Origin of the sequence: Frankia sp. AgB32 (genome assembly GCF_023243045.1) — a bacterium.
Classification (GTDB): Bacteria; Actinomycetota; Actinomycetes; order Frankiales; family Frankiaceae; genus Frankia.
Window position 1 is genome coordinate 1 of the sequence record NZ_JALKFX010000249.1, and the last position, 11,839, is coordinate 11,839.

11 protein-coding genes and 1 tRNA gene are annotated in these 11,839 nt (G+C 70.8%); 6 read left to right on the plus strand and 6 right to left on the minus strand.

The window, feature by feature from the left end; all coding sequences use genetic code 11:
• Positions 1-1,151: 1,151 nt before the first annotated feature.
• Together MXD60_RS27420 and MXD60_RS27425 are read right to left on the minus strand one after the other, a co-directional pair.
• Positions 1,152-1,559 (minus strand): winged helix-turn-helix transcriptional regulator, encoded by a 408-nt coding sequence (locus MXD60_RS27420; RefSeq protein WP_518468802.1) that lies wholly within the window; start codon positions 1,557-1,559, stop codon positions 1,152-1,154.
• 49 nt (positions 1,560-1,608) lie between these two features.
• On the minus strand, positions 1,609-1,890 hold the full coding sequence (locus MXD60_RS27425) for a hypothetical protein (protein WP_248822586.1): 282 nt from the start codon (positions 1,888-1,890) through the stop codon (positions 1,609-1,611).
• A 162-nt stretch (positions 1,891-2,052) separates the two neighbouring features.
• Between MXD60_RS27425 and MXD60_RS27430 the strand changes: the two genes are divergently transcribed.
• Together MXD60_RS27430 and MXD60_RS27435 are read left to right on the plus strand one after the other, a co-directional pair.
• A tRNA-Asn gene (locus MXD60_RS27430) sits at positions 2,053-2,125 on the plus strand.
• A gap of 293 nt (positions 2,126-2,418) precedes the next feature.
• A complete protein-coding gene (locus MXD60_RS27435; protein ID WP_248822587.1) occupies positions 2,419-2,589 on the plus strand; it encodes a DUF1330 domain-containing protein in 171 nt (56 codons plus the stop codon).
• Between the two features lie 78 nt (positions 2,590-2,667).
• Here the strand turns inward: MXD60_RS27435 and MXD60_RS27440 are convergent, their stop codons facing one another.
• The gene (locus MXD60_RS27440; protein WP_248822588.1) at positions 2,668-3,054 is read right to left on the minus strand and encodes a VOC family protein; all 387 of its coding nucleotides are present in this window, start codon (positions 3,052-3,054) and stop codon (positions 2,668-2,670) included.
• A gap of 144 nt (positions 3,055-3,198) precedes the next feature.
• Between MXD60_RS27440 and nicT the strand changes: the two genes are divergently transcribed.
• The 4 genes from nicT (at position 3,199) to MXD60_RS27460 (ending at position 7,959) form a co-directional block, all read left to right on the plus strand.
• Positions 3,199-4,389 (plus strand): Nickel transporter NicT, encoded by a 1,191-nt coding sequence (gene nicT, locus MXD60_RS27445; protein WP_248822589.1) that lies wholly within the window; start codon positions 3,199-3,201, stop codon positions 4,387-4,389.
• A 135-nt stretch (positions 4,390-4,524) separates the two neighbouring features.
• Positions 4,525-6,036: an MmgE/PrpD family protein gene (locus tag MXD60_RS27450; protein WP_248822590.1), complete on the plus strand. Its 1,512-nt coding sequence runs from the start codon at positions 4,525-4,527 to the stop codon at positions 6,034-6,036.
• Positions 6,037-6,108: 72 nt separating this feature from the next.
• Positions 6,109-7,023 (plus strand): methylisocitrate lyase, encoded by a 915-nt coding sequence (gene prpB, locus MXD60_RS27455; RefSeq protein WP_248822591.1) that lies wholly within the window; start codon positions 6,109-6,111, stop codon positions 7,021-7,023.
• Between the two features lie 90 nt (positions 7,024-7,113).
• Positions 7,114-7,959 (plus strand): ABC transporter substrate-binding protein, encoded by an 846-nt coding sequence (locus MXD60_RS27460; protein ID WP_283099089.1) that lies wholly within the window; start codon positions 7,114-7,116, stop codon positions 7,957-7,959.
• Between the two features lie 50 nt (positions 7,960-8,009).
• On the opposite strand, the gene MXD60_RS27465 is transcribed toward MXD60_RS27460, so the two are convergent.
• The 3 genes from MXD60_RS27465 to MXD60_RS27475 form a co-directional block, all read right to left on the minus strand.
• Positions 8,010-10,046, minus strand: coding sequence for an APC family permease (locus MXD60_RS27465; protein ID WP_248822593.1), 2,037 nt, complete (start codon positions 10,044-10,046; stop codon positions 8,010-8,012).
• A 258-nt stretch (positions 10,047-10,304) separates the two neighbouring features.
• Positions 10,305-10,808 carry a hypothetical protein gene (locus tag MXD60_RS27470; protein ID WP_248822594.1) on the minus strand — a complete coding sequence of 168 codons (504 nt, stop codon included), beginning with the start codon at positions 10,806-10,808 and terminating at the stop codon, positions 10,305-10,307.
• Positions 10,809-11,006: 198 nt separating this feature from the next.
• Positions 11,007-11,744, minus strand: a complete 738-nt coding sequence (locus MXD60_RS27475; protein WP_283099090.1) for a response regulator — start codon at positions 11,742-11,744, stop codon at positions 11,007-11,009.
• Positions 11,745-11,839 lie beyond the last annotated feature (95 nt).

Below are 11,839 nucleotides of genomic sequence, written 5' to 3' on the forward strand. Positions count from 1 at the left end.
CGCGGAGGTGTGGAGACGTGTAAACGCGACAGCGACCTCCTCAGCGACTAAGCCCTCTTTCGAGGATCCGGAGGTGGCCGCGGATCGCGGGCAGGCTCACGCGGTGCCGGTGCCGGCACCCGGCTCGCCCCCGGCCGGGCCGACCGTGTCCGCGTACGGCCTCCGACCCGGCGGCCGTGACCGCGCGTGGTGGGCGAACCGGTCCACGGGCCCGAATGGTCCTTCTTTACGGACAAATCGACACCGAGCCGTACAGAAGGACCACCGCCGCCCTCCCGGTCAGCCCACCCCGCCAGCGACGGCAACGCACCGTCAGTTCGACTACCGACAGCACCTCCGCACCCGCCTCCGCCCCCTCCCTGTCGGGCCGCGTCCGGCATACCCGCCACCGACCAGCGATTCCGTGAGAAGCCCCCAAGCTCACCCCCACCACGCCACCAGGGGATTCCCCACCCCGCTGGAACGCGGACAGCCAGCCCCACACGCCTCGCGGCGCCCACGCCGCAGCTCCCTGAAGATGTCGGCGCGGAAACGGACCTGCCGGCGCTGGCGAACCACTGGTTTTCGCGCCATCTCGACCCGTGTACGGGCAGCAGGCAGGAGACATCGGGACCCGCCTCAGACGGACAAGGCCAAGGAATCCCCCAGCGTCGACCGAGGGATCGGCGAACTCGCAGTACTCGGCTGGCGGATCCCGTCGAAAGCGTCCCGAGGCGCGCCGGGCGGACGAACCCGGCGGCATCGCCGCAGCCTCCGCCGATGGTCATCGTGCCTGCTGGCGACCGTCTGGCCGCGGGCCGCACCGGAGAAGCGACGGCCGAAAAAGATGAGCCCGGGCCGCGGCTGGGACGGGCCGCGACCCGGGCTGGGAAGACCCACCAGAGGTCGGGGTTACCTCCGCCGGGTGAAGCCTGGATCCATCTGGTCGGTCGGCGTCCGGGGGGAGCGCCGTTCCCGACAAAGAACAGCACACCTGGCGGGACCTAAGGAAGGCTTAAGATCACCAAAAGACAAGCTGTGATCCGGTAGCGACGCCCAGTCGAGCACACGTCATCAGTCCGTAATGCTCCGAACAGACCGGCGCGCACTCCCGCCACGGGTTCCGCCCCGAGGCGGACGACACCGGCCGCGCGGCCGCCACGGATCGAACGTCAGGGTTCGCCGTGACCACGCGAGGCGGCACCCCGGGGGGTTCGCTGCCGGGGACTCAGCGCGGCCCATTCGTCCGCCCAGGACGCCAGCGGCTCGATCACACCCTGCAGCCGCCGACCATGGGCGGTCAGACGATACTCGCCGACCTCGTCCACCTCGACGAGCCCGGCCTCCCGCAGCTCCCGCAACCGTTGGCTCAGTCCCGCCTCCGGGGCGTTCAGCTGAGCCTGCAACACCCGGAACGACGACGACCCGCCCCGCAGGTGCCAGAAGACCCCGAGGGCGAACCGCCGGGCGAGCAGTTCGACGAGAGCCCCGAGGGCGGCGGGCCCACCGCCGACGGCCTCGTCCGCGCCGCTCCCGCCACGCACGACGCGACGGGCCCCGCGGCGCTCGGACGCACTCAACGTTCCCCCACCGATCGACGTCCTCACACCCAGCAGCCCGCGGCAGGGCTCAGTGGGCGCCGACCGAGCTGACTCCGTTCGAGCTGTGCGCGCCGGTCGGCCGGAACGGCCGCGTCCCGGACGGGGCGCCCTCGCCCGCGAGCATGTCCCTGACCCGCTGATAGAGCGTCCCCGCCTGGGCGGAGACCAGTCCGGCCGCGCTCTGCACCTCCGGACGCTCCCGGACCTCGCGCGCCTGACGCATGATCGCGTCGTAGTGGTCGCGCCCGGCGCGGGCGCCGAGCACGTAGCCGACCCCGAGGGCGATGACGACACTGGGCCTGATGTGCATGGTGCCTCCCAGGAGACCGAGGGATGTGCCGACGGATGGCCACCGACCAGCCAGCCACCGACCGGCCGGCTGGTGTTGTGCCGACGTGTCGATTCCTACCCCACCTCCAGGACGGCCCGAACCTCAGGTAGGCTGACGACGTCAGGTGCTCACCGCACCCGGTCCCGCGTAGCTCAATTGGCAGAGCAGCCGGCTGTTAACCGGCAGGTTATAGGTTCGAGTCCTATCGCGGGAGCTTAGGGACAGTGATTTGCACAGGTCACGATCCACGTTGATCTGCATGATCGGTCATGCGGCGATGAGTACGTGAAGATCGCATCCGACAATCTCCCCACACTGCGGGCCAGTCTTGAACCCGTTGGGCTGTGAGCCAGGTCACGACCTCCCCCGCCCGCGGCAAACCTGCCGACCGACCGGTAATCCAGGCGGACCGGCACCCCGACGCCGTGTTGGCCTTGTGGCGCACGACACGATGGAAACAGCCGATGGCGATTCTCGGGGCGATGCGGTCCAGGACACGATGACCTGGTGACCGCGTACTGGATCAACGTGTACAAGGAAGTCACCGACGACAGCATGGTCGCGGCGTACGCCGCGCTGGCCGGCCCGGCCCTGCGCGACGCCGGCGGGACCTTCCTCGCCCGGGGCCTGCCCGAGCTGACCTACGAGTCCGCGGCCAGTAGCGGACGCGGCCAGTAGCGGACGCGCCCACGCGACGCGACCAGCCCCGCGGCCCGAAGCGCGGTTCCCTGCCGCCTCCTGAGCGTGAGCGCCCGCTCAGGTGTAATGAGTGATCTGAATGAGGTTTCCGCAGGTGTCGTCGAGGATCGCAGTGGTGACGGGGCCCATCTCGGTCGGCTCCTGAATGAAGCGGACGCCGAGGGCGCGCAGGCGCTCGGCCTCGGCATGGACGTCGTCGACGGCGAACGAGGTGTACGGAATGCCGTCGGCGACGAGTGCCCGTTTGAACGGACGGGCCGCGGGGTGCACGTCCGGCTCCAGCAACAGCTCGACGCCGTCCGGGGCATCCGGGGAGACGACGGTGAGCCAGCGGTGTTCGCCCAGCGGGACCTCGGTCCTCTTCACGAAACCGAGCACCTCCGTGTAGAAGCGCAGGGCCTTGGCCTGGTCGTCGACCAGGACGCTGGTCAGGTTGATCCTCATTGCTCGTCGGCTCCTTGTCCGCTCGTCCGGATCAGCGAGTCCACCGCCACGGCGGTCGCTGTTGCAACACTGTCGCAACAGCGACATAGTTGCATCGTTGGGATCCTGCCTCCCAGGCTGTCCGCCGCCGCGAGGAGACGTCTGATGACTCACGCAAGCCCTGGTGCGGGCGCGGCGTCCCTGCCCTCACGGCTCGCCCAGTTCCGCCACAGCCTCACCCGCGCGGACCGACGATCCCTGGCCGGGATGGCCGCGTTCATCGTTCTGCTGCACGCCGTCGGATTCGTCGTCCTGTTCGCCCTCGTCACGCCGCATGCCTACCATCTCGGCGGCGACCATCCGGTGTTCACCGCCGGCGTCGGAGTCCTGGCATACACGTTCGGGTTGCGCCATGCCTTCGACGCCGACCACATCGCCGCCGTGGACAACGCCACCCGCAAGCTCATCGCCGACAACATCGCGGGCCAGGCCGACGGCGGCCGGGCGGGGCGCAGACCGCTGTCGGTCGGATTCTGGTTCTCCCTCGGCCATTCCACGATCGTCTTCGTGCTCTCGTTCCTGCTCTGCGTGGGCATCAGGTCCCTGGTCGGCCCGGTCTCGGTCGACTCCTCCCGGCTGCACACCATCACCGGCGTGATCGGCCCGTCCGTCTCCGGCGTCTTTCTGTGGGTGCTGGGCATCCTGAACCTGGCCGCCCTGCTCGGCATCCTCCGGGTCTTCCGCGAGATGCGCGCCGGGCGCTACGACGAGCAGGAGCTCGAGCGACGGCTGGACTCGCGTGGATTCATGAACCGTTTCCTGGGCGGTCTCACCAGGACGGTCACCAGGCCGTGGAACATCTACCCGATCGGCGTGCTGTTCGGCCTCGGGTTCGACACCGCGACCGAGGTCGGCCTGCTCGTCCTCGCCGGCGGCGCCGCCGCGTTCAGCCTTCCCTTCTACTCGATCCTGGTGCTGCCGATCCTGTTCGCCGCCGGCATGTGTCTCCTGGACACCATCGACGGCGTCTTCATGAACGCCGCTTACGGCTGGGCCTTCGCGCGCCCGGTCCGCAAGGTGTTCTACAACCTCACGATCACGGCCATCTCGGTGGTCGTCGCCCTGGTGATCGGCACCATCGAACTCGTCGGCGTCCTCGCCGACCGGTTCCGGATCGAGTCCGGCCCGCTTGCCTGGATCGCCGCCATCAACCTCGACCACGCCGGCTATGCCATCGTCGGCCTGTTCCTCCTCGCCTGGGCCGTCGCCCTCGCCGTCTGGTATTTCGGTCGTATCGAGGAACGCTGGTCCACCGGCGCCGCCCGCGAGCCCACCGAGTCGGCCACGCCGGTCTGATCGGTCCGCGGCAGGTCGATGACCTTGCCGCCGGACACCGGCCGTGCGGATCATCGGTCGGGACCGGCGCTCCGGCGAGGGAGCCGCCAGCCCGCCCCGCGCGAAGTAACGCGACCTGAGCAGAGGTGTGATCGCATGATCGAGCACAAGGTGCGGGTGTACCGCAGCGAGGAGCGGCTGGCCCGGGAGGACCAGCTCGCCTGGAAGATCGCCGCTGTCGCGTCCGACCCGGTCGAGGTGACCCCGGAGGTCACCGAGATGGTCATCAACCGGGTGATCGACAACGCCGGGGTGGCGGCCGCGTCGCTGAACCGCGGGCCGGTCATCGCGGCCCGGGACCAGGCGCTGCGGCACACCCCGCCGTCCGGGCGGGCCGGCGCCACGGTGTTCGGGCTGGCGCCGGGAACCCGGGTCTCGCCCGAGTGGGCGGCCTGGGCGAACGGTGTCGCGGTGCGCGAGCTGGACTTCCACGACACGTTCCTCGCCGCCGAGTATTCCCACCCCGGTGACAACATCCCGCCGATCCTCGCCGCCGCGCAGCACGTGGGCCTCGGCGGTGCGGAGCTGCTGCGCGGTATCGCGACCGGCTACGAGATCCAGGTGGCTCTCGTGCGCGGGATCAGCCTGCACACACACAAGATCGACCACATCGCGCACCTCGGCCCGTCGGCCGCCGCCGGCCTCGGCACGCTGCTCGGCCTGCCTACCGAGACCATCTACCAGGCCGTCGGCCAGGCCCTGCACACCACGACCACGACACGGCAGTCCCGCAAGGGCGAGATCTCGAGCTGGAAGGCCTACGCGCCGGCGTTCGCCGGGAAGATCGCCATCGAGGCCGTCGACCGGGCGATGCGCGGCGAGGGCGCGCCCTCGCCGATCTACGAGGGCGAGGACGGCGTCATCGCCTGGCTGCTCGACGGCCCGCGGGCACAGTACGTCGTCGGCCTGCCCGGCCCCGGCGAGCCGAAGCGCGGCATCCTCGACACGTACACCAAGGAACACTCCGCCGAGTACCAGAGCCAGGCGCTGATCGACCTGGCGCGGCGCCTCGGCCCCCGGCTCGGCGCCGACCTGGCGACGGTACGGTCGATCGTCATCCACACCAGCCATCACACCCACCACGTGATCGGCTCGGGCGCGAACGACCCGCAGAAGTACGACCCGACCGCCAGCCGGGAGACCCTCGACCACTCGATCCCCTACATCTTCGCCGTCGCCCTGCAGGACCTGGACTGGCACCACGAACGCTCCTACTCCCCCGAGCGGGCCACCCGCCCGGACACGGTCGAGCTCTGGCCGAAGATCACCACGGTCGAGGACCCGGAGTGGACCCGGCGCTACCACGCCACCGACCCGGCCCAGAAGGCGTTCGGCGGGCGGGTCGTCGTCACCCTCGCCGAGGGCTCGGTGGTGGAGGACGAGATCGCGGTCGCGGACGCGCATCCGCTCGGCGCCCGGCCGTTCGGACGGGCCGAGTACGTCGCGAAGTTCCGCCGCCTGGCCGCGGGCGTCCTGACGACCGAGAAGCAGGACCGCTTCCTCGACGCCGCGGTGCGTCTGCCGGAGCTGGGGGCCGGCGAGCTCGGCGCACTGACCTTCGTGCCCGCAGGGCCGCTGCCCACCCGGTCCGCCGACGGGCTCTTCTAGCACCGCGGGCGCGCCGGGCCGACTGGCTCGCCAGAACGACGGGTTCCGCGAGGACCAGGAAAGGACCTTTCGATGTTGCATGCCCAGACATCGGCCGCCGACCGGCGGGTCGCGCTGCGCGAGGCACTGGCCGCCTCGCTCGGCGCAGGCGGCGGGCTGCTGCGTTTCCCCGGCGCGTTCAACCCGCTGTCCGCGCGGCTCATCCAGGAGCTCGGGTTCGAGGGGATCTACGTGTCCGGGGCGGTGCTCTCCGCCGACCTCGGCCTGCCCGACATCGGCCTGACCACGCTGACCGAGGTCGCCGGCCGGGCCGACGCGATCGCCCGGGTCAGCGACCTGCCGGCGATCGTCGACGCGGACACCGGATTCGGCGAGCCGATGAACGTCGCCCGCACCATCCAGATCCTCGAGGACGCCGGTCTCGCCGGCTGCCACCTGGAGGACCAGGTCAACCCGAAGCGCTGCGGCCACCTCGACGGCAAGACGGTCGTGCCGACGCAGGAGATGGTCCGCCGGATCCGCGCGGCGGTCACGGCGCGCCGCGACCCGAACTTCGTCATCTGCGCCCGCACCGACGCCCGCGCCATCGAGGGCCTCGACGCGGCGCTCGACCGGGCGAAGGCCTACGTCGACGCCGGCGCAGACATGATCTTCCCCGAGGCGATGGCGGACCTCGACGAGTTCGCCGCCGTCCGGGGCGCCGTCGACGTGCCGATCCTCGCGAACATGACCGAGTTCGGCACAAGCGAGCTGTTCACCACCACACAGCTCGCCTCGGTCGGCATGAACGTCGTCATCTACCCGGTGACCCTGCTGCGCCTCGCCATGGGAGCCGTCGAGGACGGCCTGCGCCGCATCCGCGACGAGGGCACCCAGACAGGCCTGGTCGAACGGATGCAGACCCGGTCCCGCCTCTACGAGGTGCTCGACTACGCCGCCTACAACGTCTTCGACGCCGACGTCTTCACCTACCGGCTCCCCGACTGACGACGACGAACGCCTGAGGCGTCACCCGTGGTCCGGAACTTCGACCGATAGCCGGCCGGTCGGGCAACCGGCAGCGTTTTCAAGACGGGTCTGAATGCCTCCGCGAGCGCGCAGTACCTCGGCGACCACAGCGTCCCGGTGTTCGCAGTGCCCTCGGAGACGGTCTGGACCAAGTACCGCAACATGATCGTGACCGGATACTCCATCACCGACTCCGGATCGGTGGACACCTACGGCCGGTACGCGAGGGCACAGGGCGGCACCACGGCGATCGTCCCGCGCAGCGACCTGATCGCGTCCACCTCCGAGATCACCACCAAGATGCAGCAGGGCGTGGCGGGCGCCGGCATCCAGGTCCTGCCGCAGCCACTGCTGTACAACCGCACGGTCGGCAGCCCGACGCAGCTCGCGGCGGCCATCAGGACATCGGGCGCGGACGTGTTGCCGGGCGCCCTGAGCGTGCCCGAACGGGCCGCCATCCTGCCGGCCGTCATCCAGAGCGGCGCGCAGATCAAGGTCGTGCTCACGCCGGGCGCCTACGACTCGAGGATTCTCCTCCAGTACGGCGTTGCGCTTGCCCACCTGTCGACGTTCCTGTCGTACGTGCCCTTCGAGACCGCCGGCGACGCGCACAAGCGGTACCTCGCGGCGATGGCGAAGTACGCCCTGGAAACCGACCCCAAGAGCGGTATCGCGCTGACCAACCACATCCAGGCGGACCTGTTCCTACGGGGTTTGCAGGCCGCCGGGGCATACCCGACGCGCCCGGCCGGCAGCCGCGGGTCGACCATCCGCGCAGCCCGCCGCTGCCGGCGACGCCGCGGCGGACCGGGCGTTCTGTTCGCCGGCCCGGGCGAAGGGTGCCGCGAACCTGAATGTGTTCGACGGCGAGTCGACCGAGCCGGCCGAGGAGCACCAGGTACTGGCCAACCATGAAGGTCGCGATCCTCGACGACTGGTTCGACACGCTGCGCACCCTCGACTGCTCAACTCCGCGTCGCTCCATCCCGGTGCCCCTGGTGGATGACAGGGTCGAGCTGAGCCGCGCTCGCCGGACCGTCGGTGGGCCGCCGGTCGAGCAGCCAGGGCACGCTGATCACCACGACACCCGGCTGGAACAGCAGGCGGGCCTTGATCCGCAGAGCGCTCTGGTTGTGCAGGAGGTTCTGCCACCAGTGGTGGACCACGTACTCCGGGATGACGACGGTGACCACGTCGCGCGGGCCGGTGCGGCGCAGCGAGCGGACATGTTCCAGCACCGGCCGGGTGATCTCGCGAAACGGCGAGTCGAGGATGCGCAGCGGGATGTCGAGACCGTGACTCTCCCACTCGTCGAGCAGTTCCTCCGCCTCCGCCGGCGAGACCGCGACGGTCACCGCCGCCAGTGTCGAGGGGTTCAGCGCCCGCGCGTAGGACAGGGCGCGCACGGTCGGCAGGTGCAGGCGGGACACCAGCACGATCACGTGGTTGCGGCTCGGCCGGGTGAGCTGGATCCGGTCGGGCGTCCGCAGCGACTCGGCGAGCCGGTCGTAGTGACGCCGGATGCCCCGCATCGACAGGAAGATCAGCGGCATGGCCACCACCACGATCCAGGCGCCCTCGAGGAACTTGCTCAGCAGGACGATCACCAGGACAAGCCCGGTGACGCCGGCGCCGATGGCGTTGACCAGCTGGGCGCGCCGGATCCGGCGCCGAGGCGCGGGGTCCGCCGCCCCGGCCGCCCCGGCCGCCCCGGCCGCTCCGGCCGCCGCGGCCTCGTCGCCGCGATGCAGCTCTCGCTGCCAGTGCCGGACCATGCCCGCCTGGCTCAGCGTGAACGAGACGAACACACCGAGGATGTAAAGGTGGATGAGTGACTGGGTGCTGGCGTCAAAGACGACCAGCAGCAGCCCCGCGGCGGCCGCGAGCAGCACGATGCCGTTGGTGAACACCAGTCGGTCGCCCCGGTTGTAAAGCTGGCGGGGCAGGTAGCGGTCCCGGGCAAGGATCGAGGCCAGCGCCGGGAAGCCGTTGAAGGCGGTGTTCGCGGCGAGAACGAGGATGCCCGCGGTGAACACCGTGTTCCAGTAGAACAACACCGTTCGGCCGAACACGGCGGCGCTGATCTGGGAGATCGCGGTCGGCACGGCCGCGCCGGGCGGCAGGCCGACGTAGTCGGTCCGGCTGCCGGCCATATGCACATGGCTGACCAGCGCGAGGATGGTGATCCCGACGAACATGCTGACCGCCAGCGCCGCCATGGCCACGAGGGTGGCGGCCGCGTTGCGGCTGCGGGGCCGGCGGAACGCCGGCACGCCGTTGCTGATCGCCTCGACGCCGGTCAGCGCGGTGCAGCCGTTGGCGAACGCGCGCAGCACCAGGACCACGGCGAGCAGGCCCGTGGTGGAGCTCGTCGCCCGCAGCTGGTAGTCAGCGGTCTCGGCGCGGATCGGCTCGCCGGCGAGCCCCTTGTACGCGGCCCAGGCGAACATCAGGTACATGCCGGCGACGAAGCCGTAGGTCGGGATCGCGAAGACCCGCCCGGACTCCCGCACCCCGCGCAGGTTCACCAGCATAAGCAGGACGACGAAGCCGAGCGCGATCAGCAGTTCGTGCCCGGCCAGCCCGGGCGCCGCCGAGGTGATGTTGCCGACGCCGGCGGCGACCGACACCGCCACGGTCAGCACGTAGTCGACGAGCAACGCGCTGGCCGCGGAGAGCCCCGCGGTGGCCCCGAGGTTCTCCGACGCGACGGCATAGGCGCCGCCCCCGTTCGGATAGGCGTGCACCGTCTGCCGGTACGAGGCGACGACGATCACGAGCGTCAGCGCGACCGCGGCCGCGATGTACGGGGCGACGTGGTATAGCACGAGCCCGCCGGCGCCGAGCGCGACGAGAATCGACTCGGTCGCGTAGGCCACCGAGGACAGCGGATCGGAGCAGAACACCGGCAGGGCGAGCCATTTGGGCAGCGCCGTCTCGACCAGCCGCTCGCTGCGCATCGGCCGCCCGACGAGCAGCCGCCTGGCCAGGTCAGCGACCATGCCCGCTCCCGGCAGGCGGCGGGGGCGCGGTCACCGGGGGCGAACCGGCTTTGCGTGACGGAATCGGGCTGAGGGCGCGCATCGGACTCCCGGCTCGGCGGACACGTCGGTGGGAGTCAATCGTCACGCCGCTCCTGGCGCCCGTTTTTCTCACAGAATTCTAACAGCGCTGCCGTGTTTTATCACAGCGCGCTAACACCGAACTCCCGCGCCGTCGGCACCCTTTCGCGCGGTTCCGCGCGGTTCCGCGCGGTCCGCTCACCATCCGTGGGTTTCCTGGTGCGGTACGACCCGCTGCCGTGGGACACCTGGCACGGCGAGCCCGCCACCCGGGTCCGCCGGCGCCGGACCGATCACGGCGGCCAGGGCCGAGCGGCTCGCGGCGATGCGGAGGCCGGCCGCCCGCGCTGCCCACACCGCCAGCCACACCGCCGTGAGTGCCCCCAGCACCGGCAGGTCCGTGCGCGGATGCGGTGCCAGTTCGCCGAGCGCGTTCAACCGAAAGGCGTTCAGGCACAACACCGCGGAGCCGACGGAAAGCGCCGCTGCGGCGGCCCGGGCGACCCAGGCGAGCATCGCGACCCACGCGGCGAGCGCCGTCACCTCGACCGCGACCGGCGGGACGGACGGCAGCGCACCGGCCAGCCCGCAGATCGCCAACGGCCCGACAAACGCGAGTCCCGCGGCCAACCCCGCCGGGCAGCGGGGATCGTCCGCACCGCCGGCCGGACACCCGGCGGGCACCCCGGGATACCCATCCATGACGACCTCTCGCCTTTCGCACTGACGGCTCACATCTGCAGTCAAATACGAGGTAGGGCGACTGTCACGGACACCAACGGAAAGCTAACGACGAGGCCGCCGATTCTCACACCGAACTAACATCCGAACCATTTCAGCGGCCCTGGCGACAATGCGACGTGGGTTCTTTCTACCGCGGCGGCCACGGACGCCGGATTGTCAGGGCTGGTAGCGGTAGCCCATGCCAGGTTCGGTGGTGAGGTGGCGGGGGCGGGACGGGTCGGGCTCGAGCTTGCGGCGCAGGCGGTTGACGTACAAACGCAGGCTGGAGGTGTCGTCGGCGTGGCCGGCGCCCCAGACCTCATTGAGCAGGGCCCGGGAGGAGATCAGTTTGCCGGGCTCGCGGATCAGGGCCGCCAGCAGCCGCCATTCCGTGGGCGTCAGGCGAAGGGGCGGCGGCTCCGCGTCGTCCCGCGAACGCCCGCCGGTGCGGCAATCGCGATCGGCCACGGCGGTGTCACTCCCGGCGGCGGGCTCGGCTCCGGCGGCCTCGGGCGCCGTTGCCTCGGGCAGCGTGGTGACGGCCTTGGCTGCGAAGTCCACCCGGTGGCGGCCGATGGTGATGACCGGGCCGGACTCGACGGGCGTGACGCGGCGGGTGACCGCTCGGATACGGGCGAGCAGTTCCTCGACGGAGAACGGCTTCGTCACGTAGTCATCGGCGCCGGCGTCCAGAGCGGCGATCTTGTCGGGGCCGGAGGTCCGGCCGGACAGGACGATGATGGGGACCCGGGTCCAGCCGCGCAGGCCGCGGATGACGTCGATGCCGTCCATGTCGGGCAGCCCGAGGTCGAGGACCACGAGATCCGGCGGATGGCCGGAGGCCTCGGCCAGGGCGTGCGCGCCGCCGCTGGCCGTGCGGACCTCGTGGCCGCGGCTGCGCAGGTTGATCCGCATCGCGCGCAGCAACTGCGGTTCGTCCTCGACGATCAGGATGCGCCCCACCAGCTCCCCTTCGTCACCAGATCTGCCGCCGGGGCCGACTCGCGGCC